Below are 20,505 nucleotides of genomic sequence, written 5' to 3' on the forward strand. Positions count from 1 at the left end.
CCTGAGCCGCGGCTTTTTTTCGTCTTTACCATCAACAGCCTCCGCTCTCGACAGGTTTCGCTCTCGACAGGTTTCGCTCTCGAAAGGTTCCGCTGGGCAGCCGTCTCTCGATAGCCATTGCGCGAGGCGGTGACGGAAACGGCTGGACATCAAATGAGAATGATTATATTTTACTAAGCAGTGGATACAATTCAACTATCGCCACTGCCACAGGAAAGCACCGACAGGATCTTGACCGTGTCATGCCCTCATTCTCAAGGAGCCTCACATGCGCTGGTTCAGTAGCTACCGCTTGCACGGTCATAGTCTTGCCCCCAGTCTCCCGCAGCACAGCCTCATCATCAGCATGCGCTGGCCCAGCCGCTGGCGATTGACGCCCGGTGCCACCGTCGTGGTGGAACATCCCAGGCTCGGCCAGCTGGTCAAGCGCCTGCATCGCATCGACGACAACGGCCGCCTGTGGCTACGTGGCGAGCACCCCGACGGCTTGAGCAGCGAGCAGATGGGGCCGGTCTCCCGTCAGTGCATCAAGGGCCGTGTCGTCTTCAGCGTGGCGGCAACGCCCTCGTCTCACCAGTTGCGCCACGGCGCCTGATAGCCCCCAAGGCACATCACGCAGCTCTGGAACGACACAGTTCGAAGGTGACAACATCCATAAAGACAAGCCTGAAGGCGGCACAGCCCATAGAGAAAGACCCGTAACGTAAAGCCCGCAAACGACAACGCCCGCCTCCCATTCGCATGGGGGCGGGCGTTGTCTTGTCAGCGGGGCCAGCTGTCGAGGCGCGGCCTCGAGCGCTTCAGATCACTCTTCCATGAAGGAACGCAGTGACTCGGAGCGTGACGGGTGACGCAGCTTGCGCAGCGCCTTCGCTTCGATCTGACGGATACGCTCACGGGTGACATCGAACTGCTTGCCGACTTCCTCGAGGGTATGGTCGGTGTTCATGTCGATACCGAAGCGCATGCGCAGCACCTTGGCTTCACGTGCGGTCAGGCCGGACAGGATACCGCGGGTCGCTTCGATCAGACCTTCGCCTGTGGCGGAGTCGATCGGCGAGACCATGGTGCCATCCTCGATGAAGTCACCCAGGTGCGAATCATCATCGTCACCGATCGGCGTCTCCATGGAGATGGGCTCCTTGGCGATCTTGAGCACGCGACGCACCTTGTCTTCCGGCATCTCGAGACGCTCGCCCAACTCTTCCGGCGTCGGCTCGCGACCCATTTCCTGCAGCATCTGACGCGAGACACGGTTCAGCTTGTTGATGGTCTCGATCATGTGCACCGGAATACGGATGGTGCGTGCCTGGTCCGCGATGGAGCGAGTGATCGCCTGACGGATCCACCAGGTGGCGTAGGTCGAGAACTTGTAACCACGACGGTACTCGAACTTGTCCACGGCCTTCATCAGACCGATGTTGCCTTCCTGGATGAGATCCAGGAACTGCAGACCACGGTTGGTGTACTTCTTGGCGATGGAGATGACCAGACGCAGGTTGGCCTCGACCATTTCCTTCTTGGCACGACGCGCCTTGGCTTCACCGATCGACAGGCGACGGTTCACTTCCTTGAGCTCGCTGACCGGCAGCTGGACCATGTCCTGCTCGAAGGCGATCTTGCGCTGGGCACGCAGCACGTCGGCACGGAACGGCTCGAGCTTGTCGGCGTACTTCTTGCTGCCACCAATGAAGCTGTCGAACCAGTCCATGTCGGACTCATGGCCCGGGAAGGCCTTGATGAAGCTCTTGCGAGGCACCTTGCCGCGCTTGACGAAGATCTGCAGGATGACCTTTTCCTGCTCGCGCACCTGTTCGACAGACACGCGGACCTGGCCGACCAGACGCTCAAAGTGCTTGGGCACCAGCTTGATCGGCGAGAACAGCTCGGCAAGACGGTCCTGCTCGGCTTTCGCCTCGGCAGAGCCGGAACCGTACTTCTCGATGGCGGCCTTGGTCGCCTCGTTCTGCTCACGGATCTGCTCGAAGCGGACGCGGGCCAGCTCGGGATCCGGGCCGCCTTCAGAGGCGGAATCGTCGTCTTCGTCTTCGTCGCCTTCGGACTCTTCACCCTCGGGAATCTCTTCGACTTCCTCGACTTCGACTTCGGCGACACCCGGCACGCCTTCGTCAGGGTCGATGAAACCGGAGAAGAGATCGGACAGACGTCCGCCGTCTTCGCCCAGAGTGCCGTCGTAGGCTTCCAGGATGGAGTCGACTGCCCCCGGCAAGAATGCCAGCGACGACATCACCTCACGCGTGCCCTCCTCGATCCGCTTGGCGATCTTGATTTCGCCTTCGCGGGTCAGGAGTTCCACGGTGCCCATCTCACGCATGTACATGCGGACGGGGTCGGTGGTGCGTCCCACATCGCTTTCCACCGCGGCGAGGGCGGCAACGGCCTCTTCGGCGGCAGACTCGTCAGTGGAGGAATCAGACATCATCAAGGTATCGGCATCGGGCGCTTCTTCCGCGACCTTGATGCCCATATCGTTGATCATGCTGATGATGTCTTCCACCTGTTCGGGATCAGCGATATCCTCGGGCAGGTGATCGTTGACCTCGGCATAGGTCAGGTAACCCTGTTCCTTGCCGCGCGCGATCAACTCCTTGAGACGCGACTGCTGCTGCGCATTACCAGCCATAGAACCCCTATCTCGACGAAGAAGAATGAAGCACCTGGACGCGACGCGGCTCAGCGAGTGAGCATGGCGCCGGTATAGGGACGAAGAGAGCATCAAGCGCACCAGTATAGCGTGCCATCGGGAGATGCTGCCAGCGGCGTATTTGCCGGACCATCCAGGTGTGTTAGCGTTATCGGTTACGTTGCGGCAGTCCGCATCGGGAGCTACCTCATTAAATAGTGGGCATGAGTGCGTCTTTCAAGGCCATGGGGCGTATTTTCCTGCGCCATCACCTCAGCACTCACGGCATTTCCACCATTGTCGGCCTTCCTGGCACCAAGACTGCGTCAGCGCCGTGTTGCCAGCTCCATCAGCAGGGCCATCAGCCGCTGCTTCTCTTCTGCCGACAACTTCTCGCCACGCTTTTCCTTGGCCAGCAAGGCCTGATATTCCGCTTCCGGCGTGGTGCGCGCCTGCTGATGCTGGCAATGCTCCACCAGCCCCTTCAGCTCTTCGCTGCGCACGTCACGCGGAATCAGCAATTCGCGGGCTGCCAGCTGCTCAAGCCTCGGCCCCTGCGCGGTACCGAGGAAGTGCGCCAACAGCACCTGAGGCGAACGATATTGCCCTGCCTTCAGGAGACGCACCACATCGTTCAACAGCTGTGCATCCTCGCTGTCGGCCGGCTCGCCCGCCCCCTCTATCCACTCATTGGAGTCAGGCAGCTCGGCGACCAGCTGCGGCTCGTGCACCAGAAGATGCAAGAGGCGCGTCAGCATGCTGACCGAGGTGCGCTTCTGAGACCTGGCCGGCGTCGCGCGCGAAGCTTGAGCACCCTGGCCCGCAGACATCTCGTTGTGCGACTGCCAGTCATCCGACAGCCAGCCATCGGGCTCGCTGTCGCCGAAGCCGGCATCTGCCATCGCCTCCAGCGACGACCACTCGTCCTGCGCGTCACCCAGCGTCGCGCCGTCCTGAGGACTGGCAGCGGACGCTGAGCGCGGCGCCGGGCGTGTCGCGCCGGGCTGACGTTGTTGCTGTTGCAAATGCTGCGGTTGCTGACGTAGTTGCTGATGCTGTCGGAGACGTGCCTGCTGGGCTTCACGCGCCGCGGCGCGCTCCACCAGCATGGCATTCAGCCGCTCACGCTCCAGACCACTGCGTCGTTCCAGCTCCTTGAGCAGCAGCGAGCGCAGCACCCCTTCGGGCACGCGCGAGATCCACTCCAGCGCCTGGGTCACGAACCGCTCGAGCTGCTCCATACGCTTGAGGTCACGCCCTTCCGCGGCCTGCTCGAACAGGAACTCGGAGAGCCCGGAGGCGCAGGTGACACGCTTCTCGAACGCCTCCTGCCCCTCGCTGCGCACCAGGGAGTCCGGGTCCTCGCCTTCCGGCAGGAACAGGAAGCGCGCCTGACGGCCATCGATCATGACCTCGAGCACGGTTTCCAGCGCGCGCCGCGCCGCCTGCCGACCTGCCTTGTCGCCGTCGAAGCAGAACACCACCTCATCGACCAGGCGATAGAGGCGCTTGAGGTGCTCCTCACTGGTCGCGGTGCCCAGGGTCGCGCAGGCATTGCGAATGCCGTACTGCGCCAGCGCCACCACGTCCATGTAGCCTTCGACGATCAGCATGCGTTCCAGCTTGCGATTCGCCTCACGGGCTTCAAACAGCCCGTAGAGCTCGCGCCCCTTATGGAAGACGGGAGTCTCGGGAGAATTCAGGTATTTGGGCTTGGCATCGCCCATCACGCGACCGCCGAAGGCGATGGTGCGGCCTTTCCAGTCACGGATCGGGAACATCACGCGATCACGGAAGCGGTCATAGCGGCGGCCGCTTTCCTCGTGATGGATCAGCAGACCGTATTCAATCTGCACATCCTCGCTGACACCCAGCTTGCTCAGGTGATGCTTGAGGTGCTCCCAGCCTTCCGGCGCGAAGCCGATGCCGAAGTCACGCATGACCTCGCGCGACAGTCTACGCCCTTCCAGATACTCACGTGCCGGCTGCGCGGCCGGTTCCGTCAGGCGCTGACGATAGAAGTCCGCGGCCGCCTCGAGCAGATTGACGCCCTCTTCGCGGGCCTGCTCGCGACGCTGACGCTCACGGCGCTCGTGCGGACTCTGGTTGCCGCCTTCGCGCGGCACTTCAAGTGCCAGCCGCGAGGCCAGCTGCTCCACGGCCTCGGGGAACGGCAAGCGATCGAACTCCATCAGGAACTTGAGCGCACTGCCGCTCGCCCCGCACCCGAAGCAGTGATAGAACTGCTTGTCCGGGATGACATTGAACGAGGGAGAGTTTTCCTGATGGAACGGGCAGAGGCCGACATAGCTCTTGCCGGCCTTCTTCAGCTGGACGCGCTCACCCACCACCTCGACCACGTCGGTGCGGGCCAGCAGATCGTCAATGAAGCCTTGAGGGATGAGACCAGCCATGATTCGCCAGAAGTCGTGGAAAAACGGACTGACCGCAAGATAGTGCCGGCTCAGCTGAGTGAGCGGCTACCTTCGGGTCAGGCCATTCCTCGAGTTAGCGACATGCGCCAGGCAACGGCACACGGTTCGAGAACAAACGGACCACTAGAGACAAAAACAAGCGGCCACCGTGAGGCAGCCGCTTGGTGTCCTTCCAGAGAGCAGAATATCACTCCCCAAAAGTACGGATCAGTAGAGACGCTCGAAACGCTTGCGCTCACGCTGAACCTTCTTGGCGTGGCGCTTTACAGCGGCCGCCTGCTGACGCTTGCGAACAGCTGTCGGCTTCTCGTAGTGCTCACGACGACGCACTTCGGAAAGAACACCGGCTTTTTCGCAGGAGCGCTTGAAACGGCGCAGGGCGACGTCGAACGGCTCGTTGTCACGTACTTTAACTGAAGGCATTAAACACTCACCTACCTTGAGATCATGAGTTCGGTTTGAACGCACATCCGGTGCAGCCACTCCTCAGGAGCCACCAGCCAGTGACGGTAAACCGCCACCTGCAGGTCGATCCAGCATCAATCAGTCGCCTGCGACACCACCGGTGAGGGTAGCCGTCGCTGGCTGGAATCATGATTCGGGGAGCTTTTGCGGGGTGGTCGGATGCACGACCCAGTCTTGCAGAGTGCCATATTCTAGACACCCGCCCCCGGCTTTGCAAACGCGGAAACCGGAAATCCTCTCTCCCTCTACGCCAGCTGGCGCGACACCCGTGCTCACAGCCAGTAGAATGTCGCGCATTCACGGCACACACGCCTCTCGGGCTCGCTCAGGCAGCCTCGCTGGCCGTGCCGCCCTCTACTTCTGATACTTCCTGAGAGTCAGCCATGCGTGTGCTCGGCATCGAGACTTCCTGCGACGAGACCGGCGTCGCCATCTACGACACGGACCAGGGCCTGCTTGCAGATGCCCTCTACAGCCAGATCGCCATGCACGCCGAGTTCGGCGGCGTGGTGCCGGAACTGGCGTCGCGTGATCACACTCGCAAGCTGCTGCCGCTGATCCAGCAGGTGATAGATGAGGCGCAGCTGCAGGCCGCTGACATCGATGCCATCACCTATACCGCAGGCCCCGGCCTGGTCGGCGCGCTGATGGTCGGCGCATCCACCGCACATGGGCTCGCCAAGGCATGGAAAGTGCCGGTGCTCGGCGTCCACCACATGGAAGGCCACCTGCTGGCGCCGATGCTGGAAGACGATGCGCCCGAATTCCCCTTCGTGGCGCTGCTGGTCTCCGGCGGACACACCCAGCTGGTCGCGGTGCACGGACTGGGCGAATACGAGCTGCTCGGCGAGTCCGTGGATGACGCGGCCGGCGAAGCCTTCGACAAGGCTGCCAAGATGCTGGAACTGCCCTACCCCGGCGGCCCGCAGGTCGCGAAGCTGGCCGAACAGGGCGACCCCACACGCTATCGCTTCCCACGCCCGATGACGGACCGCCCGGGCCTCGACTTCAGCTTCTCCGGCCTCAAGACCCACACCATGGTCACGCTCAAGAAGGCCAAGGCCGCGGATGACCTGGATGAGCAGCACTGCGCCGATATCGCGCGCGCCTTCGAGGAAGCCGTGGTCGACACCCTGGTCATCAAGTGTCGTCGCGCACTGGACCAGACCGGCCTCAAGCGTCTGGTCGTCGCCGGCGGCGTGAGTGCCAACACCCGCCTGCGCGAACGCCTGAGCCATGAGCTGACCAAGCGCAACGCCCGCGCCTACTACCCGCGCGGCCGCTTCTGCACCGACAACGGCGCGATGATCGCCTACGTGGGCGCGCAGCGCCTGAATGCCGGCGAGCAGGACACCGGCCCGATGAAGGCCGTGCCGCGCTGGCCGCTGGACAGTCTGACGGCCCCGAGCACAGCGCAGGACTGAGGCTCAGCCCTGCCAGACGCCAGTGCCCTGCCAGACGTCAGTGCCCTGCGAGACAACAACGCCCTGCCGATGAGAATCGGCAGGGCGTTGTTTTTGAGGGGCCAGTCATGTTCATCGCCGGACACCGGCGACGTGGTGCCTGATGGTGTCAGACCGTGGCATCAGCGCGAGAGATCATGCGGCAACGCCAGCTGAAGTCCACCGGCCACAACGGCTGCTGTTCGGCGCGCCCGGCGGCCACGAAGGCCTTCCACAGCGAAGCGTAATCCTCGCCGGTGACGGGGTGGCGCTCTTCGCCGAACGACTCGGCCAGCGGCAGCAGCACGAAGGCATTGCGATCGACCTCATCGCGCGGCAGCATCACGCCATCGACCTCCCCGGTCAGGGTACCGACGGTCAGCAGGTCCAGATCCAGGGTGCGCGGACTGAACTTGGCGCTGTTCTTGAGGCGACCGTTGGCCAACTCGAGCTGCTTGCACCAGGCCTGCAATTCGCCGACGCTCCAGTCGCTCTCGAAACCCGCGACCAGATTGAGGAAGTTGCGCCCGTCGACGAAGCCCACCGGTTCGCTCTCGTAGACGGAGGACAACGTCAAATTGCCGAAGGTCGCTTGCAGCGCATCCAGGCAGACCCGCACATGATGCTCACGCTCGATATTGCTACCGATGGAGATCAGTACCAGACTCATGCCGGCGCATCCGAGGCGGCATCGAGGCTACCGCGCACGATACGCACGCCAACGGCGGCGGCTTCCGGCACGGCGCCCGGCTTGCGCACCGTCATGGTCAGCCAGGGGATGCCGAATTCTTCACGCAGCAGGGCCGCCAGGCGTTCGGCGAAGGTTTCCACCAGCTCGAAGCGGCTATCTTCGGCGAAGGTCTGGATTCGCGCGCTGATGGCGGCATAGTCCAGGGTGTGCGTCAGGTCATCGTCGGCAGCTGCGGCACGAATATCCGTGGCCATTTCCAGATCCATCACCAGACGCTGGCGAATGGTACGCTCCCAGTCATAGACACCAATCACGGTTTCCACGACCAGAGCCTCGATCAGCACACGATCCACGGCGTTACCTCTATGCTTGTCGAATGAACGAATAAAAACGACGCCCAAGGCCCCGCCATCATGCGACTGATTCTACTGCACCCGGCCCCTGCTTGGCCAAGCCGCCTGCCCCTCTCTCCCTGCCTGTGTGCGACACCTAGGACACTCAGCGAGTCGGTATCATGTTGACGGGCCTGATCGAGTGGGGCGCGCAACTGGCCACCTGGCAACAGTTGAGCCTGCTGATCGCCGTGGCCTATGCCAGCGGCTCGGTGCTGGGCGCGGTGTGGATCTGTCAGCGACTGGGGCTGCCCGACCCACGCCTGGCGGGCTCCTTCAATCCGGGCTTCTCCAATGTGCTGCGGCTGCATGGCGCACTGCCCGCCGCCCTGGTGCTGGTATTCGATGCCGCCAAGGGCATGCCGGCACTCTGGCTGGGGCTGGCGCTCTCGCTGCCGCCCTGGGCTCTGGGATTGATCGGGCTGGCCGTGCTGATCGGCCACAGCCTGCCGCTGTGGCACCGTGGCCATCGCGGTGGCAAGGCAGTGGCCGCCGCCTTTGGCGTGCTGCTGATGCTGGCGCCAGGCGTCGCCTTGAGCTGCGCCGCATTATGGGTCGGGCTGGCATGGCGACTGCGCACGGCAGCCATCGCCTCACTGGTGGCCGGACTGGCGGCACCCCTGTTCAGCCTGTGGCTGGCGCCGCAGATGAGCGGCGTGATTCTGGTCTTCGCCAGCCTGATCGTGATTCGTCATGCACTGAATCTGCGCCGTCTGAGCGATGGCAGCGAGCCGCGCCTGTAAGCATGCTTTGCTCACACGCAGCGCACTGCTCATGAAAAACACGCTCTGCTCAAACGCACACTCCGCCTCACAAAAGCCCCCTTCCTGCGGTCAGGACGCAAAAGCCCCGGCGCAGGGCCGGGGCTTTCGGGGTCATATGCTCAGGTCAGGTGCTCAGCAGCAGGCAGGTGATCAGTGACTGTTTCCGCAGCTGCAATGAGGCGCGTGCACTTCCGGCATGGCCCGCCATTCGCTCAGCGCCTGCTCGATGGCCTGCTGGCGCTGCTCACTGAGCGCACGCCCGATCTCCGCCCCTTTCAGACCCTGTTCGACCAGAGATTGCGGCGACACCGCCGTCGCGGCTTGCCAGACGGCATTGCCCAACCGTGCCAACCCCTTGTCCTCGACGGCCAGCAGGGCCACCAGCACCGACTGGCGCTCACCACGCCGCCAGGCATCGACACCATCCAGCCAGGCCTTGAGATCGGCTGCGCTCACGCCACCTTCCCGCCGCGAGGCCTCGTTCAATTCCCGGCACAGACGTGCCTGCTGGGCGGCGTCACGCACGGCGCTGGGCAGGCGCAGGTCCTGCGCCAGGGCATCGATCTCGTCGCGTGACAGGTGCTCCACCAGGCGCGCCATGCGCCAGCAGACCATCTCCGCCTCATCGACCAGCTGACGCGGCAGGCGATCCAGACGCGCCAGCGCCGCTGTGAGCTGGTCGGCATCGCGGGTCAGTGGCGGCATCAGCACCGCCAGCGCTCCCAGCTCATCAAGCAGCTGGAAATAGGCCTCGGGACTGGCCTCGCCCAACGCCTTCTCGGTCTCCTTCCAGACCCGCTCGGCCACCAGATGCGAGACCTCGCCGCTCTCGACCATGGCCACCATCATCTCCCGCGTCTCATCCGCGACCGTGAAGCCGAGCCCCTGATAGCGCGCCAGAAAGCGTGCCACGCGCAATACGCGCAGCGGGTCTTCGCTGAAGGCACTCGAGACATGACGCAACATACGCGCCTCGAGATCCGCCAGGCCACCATAGGGATCTATCACCTCGCCCTGACCCGGCGTGCTGTCGAGCGGTTCGGCCATGGCATTGATGGTCAGGTCGCGACGAATGAGGTCGTCCTCCAGCGTCACATCGGGGCTGGCATGCACGCTGAAGCCGACATACCCGTGGCCGGACTTGCGCTCGGTACGCGCCAGCGCGTATTCCTCCTGGGTCTGCGGATGCAGGAAGACCGGGAAGTCCCGCCCGACCGGCCGAAACCCCCGCGCCTGCATATCTTCCACCGTCGCGCCCACCACCACGAAGTCGCACTCGTACCACGGCCAACCCAGGCGCGCATCACGCACCGCGCCGCCCACGCGATAGACCTCAAGCCCGCTCAACAGGCGGTCACGCGAATCGGTCAGTGAAGAAGGCGTCGTCTGAGTCATGCGAATGTCCTTGCCCTGCGGCACGAGATACAAAGCTGAATGAGGAAAGCGAGGAAAAACGACCAGTGATGGCAGTCACGTGCAGGCGGCGTCAGCTACCGCTCTCGACGTCATCACCATGCGTCAATTGGTACTGGGTAAAGCCACCATCGAGGGAATAGACCTTTTCGAAGCCCTGCCCCGCCAGCCAGGCGGCCGCCTGCTGACTGGAATGGCCGTGATAGCAGACCACCACCAGCGGCTTGTCGCGCGGGGTGTCTTCCAGAATGGCACCGGCACTGGCGTTGTCCAGATGACGGCTGCCCGGGATACGCCCCTGCGTGAAGCTGAGCGGATCGCGAATATCGAGTACCACGAGCGACGGGTCGCGTTGGCGCCAGTCACTGAGGGTTGCGAGATCAAGATGTTCGAAACTCATGCGGACTCCGCTTGTTGAGTAAGGGGAAAGGCATTCGCCAGCGACGGCAGACCTGCTGTCACTGGCGATGCGAGGTCGCTCAGCGCGAGGACAGCGCCGGCTCGAAGACGCGCTCTTCCGTCTCGAGATTGAGCGCCGTCAGGCCACCGCCCCACACGCAGCCGGTGTCCAGCGCCTCGACATCCTGGCGCGCCGCCGGCGTCTCGCCTTCCAGAGCGGCCCAGTGACCGAACAGCAGGCGCGGCGAATCATCCCAGGCCCCTTCGGGACGCGGGTACTGGAACCAGGGGCGACATCCCTCCGGCGCGCTGTCCAGCCCTTCCTTGGCCGCGAAATCCAGTCGACCATCACTGTGCAGAAAGCGCATGCGCGTGAAGACATTGACGATGCAGCGCAGGCGCGGCGTGCCTTCGAGATCCTCCTGCCAGCGGTCCGGCGTATTGCCGTACATCTCGCCAAGAAAGCCTCGATAGTCGTCGCCCGCCAGCACGGCGTGCGCTTCGCGGGCATAACCGGCCGCCTGGTCCAGCGTCCAGCTCGGCAACACGCCAGCATGGCTCATTACCGTGCGACGATTGCCGACCAGCGCATCCACCATCAGCGGCTGACGACGCAGCCAGTCCAGCAGTTCCTCACGGTCCGGCGCCTCGAGAATCGGCCTCAGCGTATCGGAGCGCTTGTGACGGCTGAAGCCTTCGGCCACCGCCAGCAGGTGGAGGTCATGGTTGCCCAGCACCACCCGCGCATCATCGCCCAGCGACTTGACCAGACGCAGGCACTCCAGCGAACCCGGCCCGCGATTGACCAGGTCCCCCGCCAGCCACAGCACATCGCGCCCCGGCGTGAAATCGAGGCGCTGCAACAGAAGTTCGAACTCTTGATGGCAGCCCTGCAAATCGCCAATCGCCCACTGCGTCATGCCAACTCCCTGGCCGCCGAGGCGGCCTGACTTGCTGTCTTGAATACGAAATGCTGCATCACGCGGCCACCCTAGTGAACCTGATGCGGACCGGCGAGACGGAACGGTGCGATGGCGACCTCGAAGGTGCGCGCATGGGTCGCGTCACAGAAGGTATAGGCCCCCTGCATCACGCCGACCGGCATGTCGAGCACGGCGCGTGAGGTATAGCGGAAGCTCTCGCCGGGCGCGATCAGTGGCTGCTTGCCGACCACGCCCTTGCCACGCACTTCCTGCTCATCGCCGCTGCCCTGGGTGATCTTCCAGTAGCGCGCCAGCAGCTGCACGGTCTCATCCGTTCCGTTGTGCACGGTGATGGTGTAGCGGAACACGTGTCGGTTCTCGCTCGGACGACTCTCGTCGGCGCAGTACTCGGGTACGGCGTCGATACGGATGTCCGCCACGCTACTCATGCGTCGTGGTCGCTGGCGTTGCGGGCGTCGCCCTTGGCATCGTTCTCGGCATCGAGACGTTCGCCACTGTCACTATCACTATCACGATGACTATCACTGGCACTGTCGGCTGCCGGCGCACCATGGCCGACATTGCTGCGCGGACGCTTCTTCGGCGCCTTGTCGGCCTTGTCCACCGTCATGCCCTGCTCACTGAGATGGTTGCTGATCATCACCAGCTCAGCGACGGTCAGTGTCTGCGGACGACGCGAGGGGTCGATGCCCAGCGCGGTCAGCTGGTCGGCATCGATGCGGCCCTTGAAGTTGTTGCGCAGCGTCTTGCGGCGCTGGGAGAAGGCTTCGCGCACGATGACGGCGAGCAGCTTCTCATCCTTGGCCGGATGCGGCAGTTCATGGTGCGGCACCAGACGCACGATGGCGGAATCCACCTTCGGTGCCGGGAAGAAGGCGCTCGGCGGCACCAGGAACAGATTTTCCACCGCGCAGTAATACTGGGTCATCACCGACAGACGGCCCCAGTCGGTGCCACCCGGCTCGGCGGCCAGACGCTCGACGACTTCCTTCTGCAGCATGAAGTGCATGTCGGAGATCGCGCCGCGTGCTTCCAGCAGGTGGAAGATCAGCGGGGTGGAGATGTTGTATGGCAGGTTGCCGACCACGCGCAGCGCCGGGCCGTCACCGACCAGCTCCGGGAAGTCGAAGCGCAGGGCATCGCCTTCGTGGATCACGAAGTCCGGGTAGTTGAAGAACTGCACGCGCAGACCCGGGATGAGGTCACGGTCCAGCTCGATGACTTCCAACTTGCCTGCCGCTTCCAGCAACGGGCCGGTCAAGGCACCCTGCCCCGGACCGATCTCGACCAGGCGCTCGCCTTCCGCGGGACGAATGGCATTCACGATGCGAGAGATGACGCCAAGGTCCTGCAGAAAGTTCTGACCGAAACGCTTGCGAGCGCGATGCGCGGGGAAATGCTGGGACATGGGACTGACCTTCCTCCTGGGAATCCGTCGGGATTCCCGACAACAAGACGCCGCCATGGCCTGCAGGGACACAGGCAGACCGGGGCGGCGAGACCATCCTCGATGGTCGAATGACTGGGGTAGCGAGACGCCACACGGTGGCGCACGCCTGACGTGCCGCCATGCGGTCACGCCCGAGTGATGCGGGGATTATCTCAGGCTCGCGCGGCGGCTGCCATCTCGATGGCGACACGCACGGCCTGCAGCAGGCTGCCGACGTCGGCGCGCCCGCTGCCGGCAAGGTCCAGCGCCGTGCCGTGATCCACGGAGGTCCGCACGATCGGCAGGCCCAGCGTGATGTTGGCAGCCTCACCGAAGCCGGCATACTTGAGCACCGGCAGGCCCTGGTCGTGGTACATCGCCAGTACCGCATCCACGCCATCGAGATGTCGCGGCGTGAACAGGGTGTCGGCCGGCAGCGGGCCATCCAGCTGCATGCCGGTCGCGCGCAGGGCGTCGAGCGTCGGGGAGATCACCTCGATCTCCTCATGCCCCAGGTGCCCGCCCTCGCCGGCATGCGGGTTGAGCCCGCATACCGCGATGCGCGGTGCGGCACAGCCGAAGTAGCGCGTCAGGTCCTTGGCGAGGATCTTCATCACTCGCGTCAGCCCCTCGGGCGTGATGGCATCGGCCACCTCGCGCAGCGGCAGGTGCGTGGTGGCCAGCGCCACCCGCAGCCCGGGGCACGCCAGCATCATGACCACTTCCTCGACCCCGCAGACATCGCGCAGATATTCGGTGTGGCCGGTGAAGCTCGCATGCCCGGCTTCGATCACGGCGGCCTTGGACAGCGGCGCCGTCACCATCGCACTGGCATGGCCGGCCTGGCAGGCGGCGATGGCGACATCCAGCATCGCCAGCACATGATCGCCGTTGCGCGCATCGATCACGCCCGGCTCGCTGGGCACTGCGAGCGGCACCGGCCACAGTGCCAGCTCACCATTGCGGGCCGGCGGCAGCGGGTCGCCCGGCGACAACTCATGCACCACCAGCGGCAAGCCCAGCAGGCGAGCACGACTGACCAGCAAAGCGGGATCTGCCACGGCGACCAGCTGCGCGGGGAACGCTTCCGCCTGGCCGGCCAGCATGACCAGCAGCTCGGGGCCGATGCCCGCCGGCTCACCGGCGGTCAGGGCGATGATGTCGGGCGTAGTCTCTTCGGGACGATTCATGACGGCGTCTCGCTGCTCCACTCGGACTTACTGCTCATCGAGACGATTATCGACATAGGCCTCGGCACGCACCTGCTGCTGCCAGGCTTCGAGCTCATCATTGAGCTTGCGCTGGAACAGGGTCTTGCGCACCTTGTCACGCTGGCTGGAGTTGGTCACATCCTGCTGGCGACGCTCCTCGACTTCGATGATGTGGTAGCCGAAGCGGCTCTTGACCGGCTGGCTGATCTCGCCCACATCCAGGCCATTCATGGCCGTCTCGAAGGAGGAGACCGTCTGGCCCGGGCTGACCCAGCCCAGCTCGCCGCCCTTGAGAGAGCTGCCCTTGTCGTCGCTGAACTCCTGAGCCAGCGCGGCGAAGTCCTCGCCCCCCAGCAGGCGGCGGCGAATGGACTCGGCACGCTCAAGCGCCTGCTGATCGCTGAGGTTCGGGTTGGGCTGGATCAGGATGTGGCGTGCGCGCGTCTGGGAAATCAACGCCTTGCCCGCGCCACGCTTCTCGATCAGCTTGACGAGGTGATAGCCGCTGGCACTGCGCAGCGGCTCGGAGACCTGACCGGCCTGCATGCTCGGGATGACATCGGCGAACACCGTCGGCAGCTCACCGCCGGAACGCCAACCGAGATCGCCGCCGCTCAGCGCCTGACTACCGGCGGATTCGGCAGCAGCCAGCTGGGCGAAATCGGTGCCCTGCTCGATCTGCTGGCGCAGGCTGTCGGCCTTGGCGCGCGCGGCCTTGACCTGATCCGGCGTCGGCTCCTGGGGCAGTGCCACCAGCAGGTGGGCCAGATGGTACTGGACGTCGCTGCCGACATTCTGCTGATTGAGATAGCGATCTATCTCACGATCGGAGATCCGCACCCGGCTGGCGACGCTGCGCTGCTGGATCTGCTGCACCAGCAGCTCACGACGCACCTGATCGCGCACCTGGGCCAGTGACATGCCGTCCTGCTCGAGCTTGTCCGCGAAGGCTTCCAGGCTCATGCCGTTGTCCTTGGCGATGCCGCGCAGGGTGACGTTGAGCTGGGTGTCATCGATGCTGAGGTTGGCCTGCTCCGCCAACTGCAGCTGAATCTGCTCGTTGACCATACGATCAAGAACCTGGCGCTCCAGCACGTCACGCGGCGGCAGGTTGATGCCACGGCTCTGCAACTGCTGACTCGCCTGGGTGACGCGCTGCTCCATGTCGCTTTGCATGATGGCGTCCTTGTTGACCACGGCAACCACGCGGTCGAGCAACTCGGCGGCACCGGCCGGCAGACTCGCCAGCACAAATGCCAGCCCCAGCGGGGCAATCAGGGTCTTGCGCATCACATGTTCTCTCGGCGTAAAAATGTTGATGGCGCCGCCCTGCGGCGGCGCCTTGGCGTCATTCACGGCCTGACGCGGCGACTCAGAAGCCCGCGTTGCGATAGCCCGGTACAGCCTGCTCCAGGTAGCTGTCAGCACTCTGGCCAACGCCTCCCAAGCCCTTGAATTCAAAGGTCAGGAAGATGCCATTCTTCTCTTCGTCATCCGAGATGGTGTTGGCGGTGTCGTTGTCATCCTGCCATTCACGCCAGGTGACCTGCACGCCGTAGCAGCAATCGTTGTACTGCACGCCCAACACCTTCTCCAGTGAACGGGAATTGGTGCTGTCATACATGTAACGGCCCAGCAGCGACCAGCTCTCGCTCATCGGCGTCGCGAAGGAGAAATCCCACTCGTTGCGGGTATAGCCCAGCACGTCGTCCTCGTCCTCATCGTCGTAAGGCACGAAGCCTTCGATCTCACGATTGAAGCCAAAGTTCAGTACCGTGCCTTGTTCCGCACGATAACGCAGCGAGGTCTGGGCGCTTTCGGTCACGCCACGATCGAAATCCTGGAACACGGCCTGGGAGGCGGTCCACTGGTCGTTGAGCACCACATCGGCCTGGAAGACCACCGGCGAGCGGTCACGCGTCGCACGATAGTAGTCGGAGTAGCTGTCGAAGTCGGAGCGTGAGGTCTTGTCCGGATCACCGTCCATGTCGATGTTGCGGTCCGATAGATAGCTCGACTGGCCGACCCCCAGCTTGAGGCGTTCACGGCCGCTTTCATCGCTGATGAAGCGCGAAGACACGCCGTAGGAGACCTTGTTGGTATCGCCGACGCGGTCACCCCCGCTGAAGCGGTACGGAGACCACAGCTGATTCCAGCTGAAGGCGTCTTCCGAGGTGTCGAAGTCGGGCAGATCGGACTGGTCGACCTCCGGCACATAGGCGTAATAGAGGCGCGGTTCCAGTGTCTGGGTATAGCCATCGCCGAACCATTCGGTCTCGCGATCGAAGATCAGGCCGCTGTCCAGTGACAGCACCGGGATGGTGGCGGACGGGCTGGTGCTGCGGTCCGTCTCGCGGTCACCGTAATCCAGGCTGTATGACAGGCTGACCAGCTGGGCGCGCGGCTCGATGAAGCTCCAGCTCTGATCACTACGCCAGCCCAGTGCCGGCGCCAGACGCAGGCGCGAACCATTGGCAGCCTGGTCTTCGTCGATATCGGTATCCGTCTCATCGACATCACGCCAGAAGTAGGTCGCGTTGGAATTCCACTCTTCGTAGAAGCCGTTGGACTGACTCCAGCGACCATTCGCGGTCAGGCTCGGCAGACGGTAGAACGGCTTGTCATCGTTATCCAGCGGGTAGTCCATGCGCTGGTAGCCCTGCGCCTTGAACTGCAGGTCCCAGGCATCGCCGTGGTAATCGAGCTGTGCCAGACGCTCGAGGCTATCGGTTTCCGTTTCCCCGAAGTTGCGCCCGAAGTCGTCGAAATAATTGCCATCGGAGGCGGCACCGTACTTCAACTGGTAGTCGGTACGGGCGTCATAGCGGCCAGCATGCTGGTAGTTGATGTACCAGCGGTCCTCGCCGATCAGGTCTTCCTCGTCATCGTCGGGGTCGCTTCCGCCGTCGTCATCGGCGAGCCAGGCACCCTCGATGCTGCCTTCATCGCCACGCGGCAATAGATAGCGGAACTCGCCTTCCAGCATCTCGCCACGCTCGGAGATGTAACGCGGCGTGAGGGTGGCATCGTAATTGGGGGCCAGGTTCAGATAGATCGGCTGTGCGTAGTCGAAGCCGCTGGAGCTGGTGTAGCTGAACTGCGGCCACAGCAGGCCCGTGTGGCGACGGTCATCGACCGGGAAGCGCACGTAGGGCCAGTAGAAGACCGGCACGCCGCCCATTTCCATGCGCGCATGCTTGGCCGTCCCCCAGCCGGAGTCCTGATCGATGGTGATGTCGCTGCCGACCAGGCGCCACAGGCTGTTGCCCGGCTCGCAGGAGGTGAAGCTGGCATCCTTCAGGCGGTAGCGGCCATCCTCGAGACGCGCCAGCTGCACCGCATCGCCGCGCACATGCTGCTCGTGAAAGACGTAGTGGCCGTTGTCGACGCTGGCCGCATCGCTGTTGAGCGAGACCCGCGCATCGTCGCCACGCAGCAGGACTCCGGGCTGGCGATAGGTGACAGGGCCCTTGGCGGTGGCGGTGTCACGCGCCTCGTTGACGCTGATCTCGGGCGATTCCAGCTGGGAATCACCGCGGCGCAGCACCACCTCCCCCATCAGGGTGGCGACGCCATCGTTGCCGTAGTTGGCCTTGTCGGCCGAGGTCGTGACCTGCTCCGGCGTGTCGCCCGCCTCGATACGGTAGGCCGGCGTGACATAGCGCCCGGAGCACAGCTGGCCCTGCGGCACCTCATCATAGGGCTGCCAATCGAGCTGACTGGCTGACAGGGGCTCGGGCGGAGCGGCCTGTGCCATCAGAGGAGCGCCGGCGGCCAGTGGCGCCAGGGTCCACAACAGACGGAAAACCAGTGGCTTGAGCTGCCAGACCGGGCGGTCATCGCCCGATCGGGCTATCGATGCCTGCCGGGAATGAGCAGACAGAGAGTGAGTCGCGAAGCGACGCTGACGTCGCCCGGGAGCGGTCGTCGGCTTGCCCGGATGGGATGAATGGCTGCGCTGGGCCATGGCTGCTCTGTGTCCTTGGCTGGGGGAATCGGTATTATACAGGCCCAGCAACCGGCCTTCCTGCTTGCCGGTTCCGCCTGCCTTCTCGTCACCACACGACAGCATGCGGGGCCGCGGCACAGGCGTCAACTGACAGCCGGCCCCGCACACGCTGACAGGAGCCCAAGCCCCATGACATCCGACGCCCGCCGCCAGGCGCTGCACGCCTGGGCCGCCGCCCGCCACGACCTCACGCCAGAGGCCGTGCGCATGAGCGCCGTGGCTGACGACGCCAGCTTCCGCCGCTATTTCCGCCTGCACCTCGAGGAGCTCGACCCGGCCACGCCGGCGCGCATCCTGATGGACGCGCCGCCCGAGAAGGAAGACAGTCACGGCTTCGTCGCCATCGCCCGCCAATGGCGTGACGCCGGCCTGCCGCTGCCCGAGGTCTTCGCCTTCGACGAGTCACTCGGCTTCCTGGAGCTGGAAGACCTCGGCGACACCCCGCTGATGACCGCCCTGACCAGCACCGAGCACGCCGACCACTACTATGGCGAAGCCATCGGGCTGCTCGAGCAGCTGCATCAGCTGCCACCCGGCAACCTGCCTGCCTATGACGACGCCCGGCTGTCCGCCGAGCTGGAGCTGTTTCCGGATTGGTGTCTTGGCCAGCTTCTCGACATGCCGCATGACCGCCGCTACGCCGCCTGGGGCAAGCTGAGAGACCAATTGCTCGCGGCCGCCAGCGCGCAACCGGTGGTGAGCGTGCATCGCGACTTCCATGCCCAGAACCTGTTCCTGCATCAATCAGCATCCCAGGACCAGCCCCGGCTGTGGATCATCGACTTCCAGGACGCCGTCAGCGGCCCCGAGAACTACGACCTGATCTCGCTGCTGCGTGACCGTCACTGGCGATGGCCGGAACCCGCCATGGCGCGCTGGATCGAGCAGGCACGCCTGGCCGCCTTGCCACGCTACGCCGCCACCGGCTTGCCGGCACCAAGCCCGCTCGAGTACCGCCAGAGCGTCGAGCGCATGGGCGTGCAGCGCAATCTCAAGATTCTCGGCATCTTCGCGCGCCTGACGCTGCGGGACGCCAAACCCCGCTACCTGACGCTGATGCCGCGCTTCCTTGGCCACCTGCGCGAAGGCCTGGCCTTCTGCCCGGAACTGATCTCCTTCACCCACTGGCTGGATGAGGTACTGACGCCGGCACTGTCACTGCGCCTGGCCGAGGAATGCGAGGCCCGCGATCTGCGTCTCGTCAATGGCGAGCGCCCCGAGATCAACCTCGATGATTACGATGAGCTGGCGGCACTCGCCGATCGCGCCGCCCGCCTGCAGCGCAACGCGGCTGCCGCTACGGCGAAGAGCGCTGCGGCAAGTGGGGAAAGCAAGGAAAGCACTGCAAATGCCGATGACGAGCCAGGGAGCCACTGATGCGCGCGATGATTCTGGCGGCCGGTTTCGGCACGCGCATGCGCCCGCTGACCGACCATACCCCCAAGCCGTTGCTGGAAGTCGCCGGGCTGCCGTTGCTGGAGCACCACCTACTGCGTCTGGAAGCGATCGATGTGGACAAGGTCGTCATCAATGTCGGCCACCTGGCCGACAGGATTCTGAGCCACTTCGCCGCGAAGCCGAATGTCCAGGGCCAGCTCGAGGCTTGCTGGCAGGGGCGCAAGCGCTCCCTGACACTGATCTTCTCGCACGAGGAGACGCCACTGGAAACCGGCGGCGGCATCGCTCGCGCCCTGTCACTCTCCGGTGCGTTGACGCAGGACGCAGGCGATGACACGCCCTTCCTGCTGATCAATGGCGATGTCTGGTGCGACGTTGACCTCACGCTGCTGACCATCCAGGCGCTGGCGAGCCATTCACTGGCTCTACACGCCGACCAGCCGCAGGCGCTGGCGGGGCTGGTGCTGGTGGATAACCCGCCCCATCATCCCGAGGGCGACTTCCTGCTCACCCCGGCGGGGATTGTGAAGGATGAAACCCGCGACGAGAGTGACGAACAGGACGAGAAGGAAGAGCAAGATGAGCAGGACGAGCAGGCCGGCAGCCGCCTGACCTTCTCCGGCGTGTCGTGGCTGTCACCCCGCCTGATCCGCCGCGCCATCGCCGAGACACCGGCCTACCAGGGCCCTGACAGCGTCTTCAAATTGGCGCCGCTGCTGCGTGACGCCATGCAGCATGGCGAGGTGCGCGGCCTGCATCATCGCGGCGCCTGGATCGATGTCGGCACCCCACAGCGCCTGGCCGAGCTGGATGAGCTGCTGAGCCACGCCAGGGCCTGAGCCAGCGCGATATAAGCTCAGCGCTGGACG

Annotated in this window: 17 protein-coding genes and 1 pseudogene; 5 read left to right on the plus strand and 13 right to left on the minus strand. The window is 64.4% G+C overall.

The features are described 5' to 3' along the window. Positions 1-268: 268 nt before the first annotated feature. The gene (locus QQF40_RS08865) at positions 269-595 is read left to right on the plus strand and encodes a S24/S26 family peptidase (RefSeq protein WP_054557224.1); all 327 of its coding nucleotides are present in this window, start codon (positions 269-271) and stop codon (positions 593-595) included. 210 nt (positions 596-805) lie between these two features. Here QQF40_RS08865 and rpoD read toward each other — a convergent pair whose 3' ends face one another. From rpoD to rpsU, 3 genes are all read right to left on the minus strand, one after another. Next, positions 806-2,644, minus strand: a complete 1,839-nt coding sequence (gene rpoD, locus QQF40_RS08870; RefSeq protein ID WP_043334650.1) for an RNA polymerase sigma factor RpoD — start codon at positions 2,642-2,644, stop codon at positions 806-808. A 326-nt stretch (positions 2,645-2,970) separates the two neighbouring features. Further along, positions 2,971-5,058: a DNA primase gene (gene dnaG / locus QQF40_RS08875; RefSeq protein ID WP_285461117.1), complete on the minus strand. Its 2,088-nt coding sequence runs from the start codon at positions 5,056-5,058 to the stop codon at positions 2,971-2,973. A 228-nt stretch (positions 5,059-5,286) separates the two neighbouring features. Continuing rightward, positions 5,287-5,502 (minus strand): 30S ribosomal protein S21, encoded by a 216-nt coding sequence (gene rpsU / locus QQF40_RS08880; protein WP_024951433.1) that lies wholly within the window; start codon positions 5,500-5,502, stop codon positions 5,287-5,289. Between the two features lie 425 nt (positions 5,503-5,927). Between rpsU and tsaD the strand changes: the two genes are divergently transcribed. Then, complete coding sequence (gene tsaD, locus QQF40_RS08885) at positions 5,928-6,968, plus strand: tRNA (adenosine(37)-N6)-threonylcarbamoyltransferase complex transferase subunit TsaD (RefSeq protein WP_175089593.1); 1,041 nt, start codon at positions 5,928-5,930, stop codon at positions 6,966-6,968. A 148-nt stretch (positions 6,969-7,116) separates the two neighbouring features. On the opposite strand, the gene folK is transcribed toward tsaD, so the two are convergent. Both folK and folB read right to left on the minus strand, forming a co-directional pair. Further along, the gene (folK, locus tag QQF40_RS08890) at positions 7,117-7,656 is read right to left on the minus strand and encodes a 2-amino-4-hydroxy-6-hydroxymethyldihydropteridine diphosphokinase (RefSeq protein ID WP_175089594.1); all 540 of its coding nucleotides are present in this window, start codon (positions 7,654-7,656) and stop codon (positions 7,117-7,119) included. Further along, positions 7,653-8,030, minus strand: coding sequence for a dihydroneopterin aldolase (gene folB, locus QQF40_RS08895; RefSeq protein ID WP_175089595.1), 378 nt, complete (start codon positions 8,028-8,030; stop codon positions 7,653-7,655). Before folB ends, folK begins: the two co-directional genes overlap by 4 nt. Positions 8,031-8,191: 161 nt before the next feature. Between folB and QQF40_RS08900 the strand changes: the two genes are divergently transcribed. Next, positions 8,192-8,812 carry a glycerol-3-phosphate acyltransferase gene (locus QQF40_RS08900; protein WP_285461118.1) on the plus strand — a complete coding sequence of 207 codons (621 nt, stop codon included), beginning with the start codon at positions 8,192-8,194 and terminating at the stop codon, positions 8,810-8,812. Positions 8,813-8,983: 171 nt separating this feature from the next. Here QQF40_RS08900 and QQF40_RS08905 read toward each other — a convergent pair whose 3' ends face one another. From QQF40_RS08905 to QQF40_RS08940, 8 genes and pseudogenes are all read right to left on the minus strand, one after another. Next, positions 8,984-10,228 carry a tRNA nucleotidyltransferase/poly(A) polymerase-related protein gene (locus QQF40_RS08905; RefSeq protein WP_285461119.1) on the minus strand — a complete coding sequence of 415 codons (1,245 nt, stop codon included), beginning with the start codon at positions 10,226-10,228 and terminating at the stop codon, positions 8,984-8,986. Positions 10,229-10,319: 91 nt separating this feature from the next. Continuing rightward, complete coding sequence (gene glpE, locus QQF40_RS08910; RefSeq protein WP_054557228.1) at positions 10,320-10,646, minus strand: thiosulfate sulfurtransferase GlpE; 327 nt, start codon at positions 10,644-10,646, stop codon at positions 10,320-10,322. A 79-nt stretch (positions 10,647-10,725) separates the two neighbouring features. Then, positions 10,726-11,565, minus strand: a complete 840-nt coding sequence (locus tag QQF40_RS08915) for a symmetrical bis(5'-nucleosyl)-tetraphosphatase (RefSeq protein ID WP_175089598.1) — start codon at positions 11,563-11,565, stop codon at positions 10,726-10,728. Positions 11,566-11,636: 71 nt separating this feature from the next. Then, positions 11,637-12,017, minus strand: coding sequence for a Co2+/Mg2+ efflux facilitator ApaG/CorD (gene apaG, locus QQF40_RS08920; RefSeq protein ID WP_043334633.1), 381 nt, complete (start codon positions 12,015-12,017; stop codon positions 11,637-11,639). A gap of 191 nt (positions 12,018-12,208) precedes the next feature. After that, positions 12,209-12,997, minus strand: a pseudogene (gene rsmA / locus QQF40_RS08925) (16S rRNA (adenine(1518)-N(6)/adenine(1519)-N(6))-dimethyltransferase RsmA); the annotation flags it as partial. Between the two features lie 194 nt (positions 12,998-13,191). Next, the gene (gene pdxA / locus QQF40_RS08930) at positions 13,192-14,208 is read right to left on the minus strand and encodes a 4-hydroxythreonine-4-phosphate dehydrogenase PdxA (RefSeq protein WP_285461120.1); all 1,017 of its coding nucleotides are present in this window, start codon (positions 14,206-14,208) and stop codon (positions 13,192-13,194) included. Positions 14,209-14,235: 27 nt separating this feature from the next. Further along, positions 14,236-15,519, minus strand: a complete 1,284-nt coding sequence (locus QQF40_RS08935) for a peptidylprolyl isomerase (RefSeq protein WP_285461121.1) — start codon at positions 15,517-15,519, stop codon at positions 14,236-14,238. Positions 15,520-15,601: 82 nt separating this feature from the next. Further along, on the minus strand, positions 15,602-17,986 hold the full coding sequence (locus tag QQF40_RS08940; protein WP_502871429.1) for an LPS-assembly protein LptD: 2,385 nt from the start codon (positions 17,984-17,986) through the stop codon (positions 15,602-15,604). A 381-nt stretch (positions 17,987-18,367) separates the two neighbouring features. Here QQF40_RS08940 and QQF40_RS08945 point away from each other — a divergent pair, with 381 nt between their 5' ends. Both QQF40_RS08945 and QQF40_RS08950 read left to right on the plus strand, forming a co-directional pair. Beyond that, the gene (locus tag QQF40_RS08945) at positions 18,368-19,615 is read left to right on the plus strand and encodes an aminoglycoside phosphotransferase family protein (protein WP_175089602.1); all 1,248 of its coding nucleotides are present in this window, start codon (positions 18,368-18,370) and stop codon (positions 19,613-19,615) included. Further along, the gene (locus QQF40_RS08950; protein WP_285461123.1) at positions 19,615-20,475 is read left to right on the plus strand and encodes a nucleotidyltransferase family protein; all 861 of its coding nucleotides are present in this window, start codon (positions 19,615-19,617) and stop codon (positions 20,473-20,475) included. The genes QQF40_RS08945 and QQF40_RS08950 overlap by 1 nt, the downstream gene beginning before the upstream one ends. Positions 20,476-20,505: the final 30 nt, after the last annotated feature.

Source organism: Cobetia sp. LC6 (assembly GCF_030264805.1).
In the GTDB taxonomy this organism is placed as follows: domain Bacteria; phylum Pseudomonadota; class Gammaproteobacteria; order Pseudomonadales; family Halomonadaceae; genus Cobetia.

Coding starts and splice junctions, on each gene's coding strand:
- QQF40_RS08950 (WP_285461123.1), top strand. CDS start 19,615: ATGCGCGCGATGATTCTGGCGGCCGGTTTCGGCACGCGCATGCGCCCG.
- QQF40_RS08940 (WP_502871429.1), bottom strand. CDS start 17,986: ATGGCACAGGCCGCTCCGCCCGAGCCCCTGTCAGCCAGTCAGCTCGAT.
- QQF40_RS08945 (WP_175089602.1), top strand. CDS start 18,368: ATGACATCCGACGCCCGCCGCCAGGCGCTGCACGCCTGGGCCGCCGCC.
- pdxA (WP_285461120.1), bottom strand. CDS start 14,208: ATGAATCGTCCCGAAGAGACTACGCCCGACATCATCGCCCTGACCGCC.
- rpoD (WP_043334650.1), bottom strand. CDS start 2,644: ATGGCTGGTAATGCGCAGCAGCAGTCGCGTCTCAAGGAGTTGATCGCG.
- QQF40_RS08905 (WP_285461119.1), bottom strand. CDS start 10,228: ATGACTCAGACGACGCCTTCTTCACTGACCGATTCGCGTGACCGCCTG.
- QQF40_RS08865 (WP_054557224.1), top strand. CDS start 269: ATGCGCTGGTTCAGTAGCTACCGCTTGCACGGTCATAGTCTTGCCCCC.
- QQF40_RS08935 (WP_285461121.1), bottom strand. CDS start 15,519: ATGCGCAAGACCCTGATTGCCCCGCTGGGGCTGGCATTTGTGCTGGCG.
- dnaG (WP_285461117.1), bottom strand. CDS start 5,058: ATGGCTGGTCTCATCCCTCAAGGCTTCATTGACGATCTGCTGGCCCGC.
- QQF40_RS08915 (WP_175089598.1), bottom strand. CDS start 11,565: ATGACGCAGTGGGCGATTGGCGATTTGCAGGGCTGCCATCAAGAGTTC.
- glpE (WP_054557228.1), bottom strand. CDS start 10,646: ATGAGTTTCGAACATCTTGATCTCGCAACCCTCAGTGACTGGCGCCAA.
- apaG (WP_043334633.1), bottom strand. CDS start 12,017: ATGAGTAGCGTGGCGGACATCCGTATCGACGCCGTACCCGAGTACTGC.
- folK (WP_175089594.1), bottom strand. CDS start 7,656: ATGAGTCTGGTACTGATCTCCATCGGTAGCAATATCGAGCGTGAGCAT.
- QQF40_RS08900 (WP_285461118.1), top strand. CDS start 8,192: ATGTTGACGGGCCTGATCGAGTGGGGCGCGCAACTGGCCACCTGGCAA.
- tsaD (WP_175089593.1), top strand. CDS start 5,928: ATGCGTGTGCTCGGCATCGAGACTTCCTGCGACGAGACCGGCGTCGCC.
- rpsU (WP_024951433.1), bottom strand. CDS start 5,502: ATGCCTTCAGTTAAAGTACGTGACAACGAGCCGTTCGACGTCGCCCTG.